The sequence below is a fragment of the Synechococcus sp. H70.1 genome (genome assembly GCF_047502705.1).
Lineage (GTDB): Bacteria > Cyanobacteriota > Cyanobacteriia > Thermostichales > Thermostichaceae > Thermostichus.
Map to the genome: position 1 here is coordinate 10,377 of NZ_JANSIV010000007.1, position 3,139 is coordinate 13,515.

Consider the following 3,139-nt stretch of genomic DNA (forward strand, 5'->3'; position numbering starts at 1 on the left):
TGTTCCTGAGCAAGCTGTTGCTCGACCTCGCGTAGCCCCTGTTCTGCCGCAGGATTGCCCGGTTCCAGCCGCAGCACCCCCTGATAGTCCATCTGGGCAAGACCCCAATGGCCCTGCCGCTGGTGAGCCAGGCCGCGGTAGAGATAGTAGCGGGCTTCGTTGGGAGCCCCCTGGATGAGGTCGTTGAGAAGGTGGACAGCCTTCTTGTACTCGCCTGCCTCAATCCAACGCACGGCTTGCCGCAGCTTTTCCTCCTCCGCCTCTAGGCTAGAAGTAGCCTGTTGGGGAGACGGGCTCTTGTTCCCGTAGACGGCCTGGAGCTCTTGGGCCAGCTCTTCCACGGTGGCCGGGCGAAGGGCAGGGTCTTTCTCCAAGCAGCGGAGCACCACCTTTTCCAGCGCCTCGGGGAGAGGGTAGGGTAGCGGGTGGTCGCGAAGGGGACGGGGCGGTTGAAAGTTGTGGACGTGGTACCAGCCCTGCAAGGTATCGGTAGCAGGCTCGAAGGGAAGCTTGCCAGTGAGTAACTCGTACAGCACCACCCCCAAGGAGTAGATGTCGGAGCGAGCATCCAGTTTTTCCCCTCGCATTTGCTCTGGGGAAGCATAGGCCATCGTGCCCAGAAAATACCCTGTTTGGGTTAGGCCGCGGGAGGACTCCCCCAGGAGCTTGGAAATGCCAAAGTCCAGGAGCTTGACCCGCTCTTTGCCATCGGGCCCTTTTTGCACGAAGATGTTGCTAGGCTTGATGTCACGGTGGATCACGCCGCAGATTGAGTGTTTGCCCAGATCCATGTAGAAGTTGTGGGCATGGTGCAAGGCTGAACAAATTTGCAAAGCCAAGTTCACCACTCGCTCAGGAGGTAAAGGGCCCTCTTGCGCCAGCACCTGGTCCAAGCCCTGGCCAGTGTAGGGTTTGGCGTTGAGGTACTCCATCACCAGGTAGGGCTGGTTTTGGTACAGGCCGTAGGAGCGCACCTGCACAATGTTGGGGTGCTCCCCCAAGAGAGCGCTTACCCTCGCCTCGGCCAGGAAGCGCTGCTGCAGGTGTTGGTAGTACTCCGGCGCCATGCCCGGCGGTGGCGGGCGCAGCAACTTGACAGCCACCACTTCGTTGCCAAGCTGGGTATCCACTGCCTCGAACACATGGCCATACCCCCCTTCGCTGAGGTGTCGGAGTAGCCGGTAGCGGTTGCCGATGAGTTGTCCAATCAGTTGCTGGTTCATGGAGGAGGAAGGCCAGCTGCAGCCGACTCATCAGCGATTCTAGTCGGCTGGGCGCTGGTCTTGGACTTAGGCTGGCGCTAGGATTGGAGCATGGATCCTTCTTTCTCCCCCTTTTGGCGCGAGGTAACTGAGTTTGCCCTCCAGCTAACCGCACGGGTGGGAACTCAGCTCTTGGCCGACTTTGGCCAGGTGTGCTCCAGGGAAAAGGCAGACGGCAGCTTAGTGACCGCTTCCGACCACTGGGCTGATCAAACCTTTCAGGAGGCAATTGCCGCCGCCTACCCAGATCACGGCTACTTGAGCGAGGAGTCAAACCACATCTTCCCCGAGAAAGAGTGGTGCTGGGTGGTGGATCCCCTAGATGGCACCACCAATTTTGCCCACGGGATCCCCATCTGGGGTAGCTCGCTGGCGTTGTTGCACTGGGGCCTGCCCGTGTTTGGCTGTGTCCATTTGCCGCCTATCCGTCAGACTTTTTACGGCTACTGGCCCCAGTTTCCCGGGGATGCCCCAGCCGGGGCTTTCCTAGCCCGCCACGACCGGGATCCTGCTTGTCCTCAACCCATCCGCCCCAGCCTTGCTCCACCCGGCCCCAACCAACTGTTTAATTTTTGCTCCCGCAGCGGCCATTGGATTAGCCCGCAATTTCCCTGCAAGGCGCGCATGCTAGGGGGTACTGCCTACAACTTGCTCTCGGTGGCTAGCGGCAGCCTTCTGGGGGCGGTGGAGCGATCGCCGAAGATCTGGGATGTGGCGGCAGTGTGGGCTATTGCCAAAGGGGCGGGCGCAGTGTGGGAGCCTCTTGGCCCTACTGACCCAGATCCCGGCCAGCCTTTGAGGGGGGGCAAGGACTATGGCCAGCTGGCCTATCCGACGCTCTTGGTAGCTCAGGCAAAGTGGGTGCCGCTGTTTCGCAGCTTTATCTGCCTGTAGGCCGCATAAACTGCTTGCACGTTGTACCAGTTGAGGAAGAAAACCCGACACAGCTCCAGGGCCAGTTGAGAACGCCCCCGCTGGATTAGCCAGCGCAGCAGGGGTTCTAGTCGCTTTTCGTTCAACCAGCCCCCTAGCGACAGCAAGCCCCAGAGGATTTGGTGCAGGGGTGTTAGCTGGATCATGAACCGCACCGCCCAGGTGGGGTGCTTTTGGTAGAAAAGGATCCCCATGCGGCCCCGCTGTCGTTCCCGCTCAATGAGGGCCGGGAGTTGCTGCAGCTCAAAGGGGGGGTGCCAGTGGTAGCCGGTGGCCTGGGGGCACCTGACCAAGCGCAAGCCCAGGCGCTTGAGCCGTACCCCCAGCTCCAGGTCTTCCCAGCCGTAGAGGTGGAACCGCTCGTCAAAGGGGCCGGCGGGGGTTTCACAAGCCTGCTCCAGCCAGTGGCGGGCGATAGCCACATTGCCGGTGGCAAAAAAAGCGGCGGAAAAGTCAGTGGGCTTGAAAGGCTCGGAGCGAGGATCCTGGAAGTTGCAGGTGTTAATTACCCGCCCGTAGGTAAAGACTTTGGCCTCCTGCGGGGCCTTGGGATCGCCCGTTACGCCGTGCTGCCGCAGCATCCGGGCATGGGCGGCCAGGAAGTGATCCACCACCACAAGGTCACTGTCGATAAAGACAATGATAGATCCCTGGGCATGGCGAAACCCCAGGTTGCGAGCGGCGGCAGGGCCACGGTGCTCTTGGCACAAGAGTTTCAGCGGCGGCAAGCCCGGGGGCTGGCTCCGCAGCCATTCCACCGTTCCATCGGTGGAGCCGTCATCCACTACCACCACCTCGTAGCCGTCGTAGGGGCCAGGCTGCTGTTGGGCCAAGGCCCGCAAACACTGCTGCAGGATGGGAAGGCGGTTGTAGGTGGGAATGATGACGCTGATGTACACCGAGGATCCCTAGCGCTGCAGCCAATGGTAGCGTTTTAGAGGCTT

The 3,139-nt window shown here is 60.9% G+C and carries 3 protein-coding genes; 1 reads left to right on the forward strand and 2 read right to left on the reverse strand.

Features of this window, described 5'->3' with window-relative positions:
• Window positions 1–1,223, reverse strand: a 1,223-nt coding sequence (locus tag NW827_RS00265; protein ID WP_414503196.1) for a protein kinase domain-containing protein, incomplete at its 3' end; no start/stop codon positions are given.
• Window positions 1,224–1,313: 90 nt separating this feature from the next.
• On the opposite strand from NW827_RS00265, the gene NW827_RS00270 reads away from it, so the two are divergent.
• Window positions 1,314–2,156, forward strand: coding sequence for an inositol monophosphatase family protein (locus NW827_RS00270; RefSeq protein WP_414404477.1), 843 nt, complete (start codon window positions 1,314–1,316; stop codon window positions 2,154–2,156).
• On the opposite strand, the gene NW827_RS00275 is transcribed toward NW827_RS00270, so the two are convergent.
• The gene (locus NW827_RS00275; RefSeq protein ID WP_414361837.1) at window positions 2,111–3,094 is read right to left on the reverse strand and encodes a glycosyltransferase family 2 protein; all 984 of its coding nucleotides are present in this window, start codon (window positions 3,092–3,094) and stop codon (window positions 2,111–2,113) included. The two genes, NW827_RS00270 and NW827_RS00275, sit on opposite strands and share 46 nt — an antisense overlap.
• Window positions 3,095–3,139: the final 45 nt, after the last annotated feature.

Coding starts and splice junctions, on each gene's coding strand:
- NW827_RS00270 (WP_414404477.1), top strand. CDS start 1,314: ATGGATCCTTCTTTCTCCCCCTTTTGGCGCGAGGTAACTGAGTTTGCC.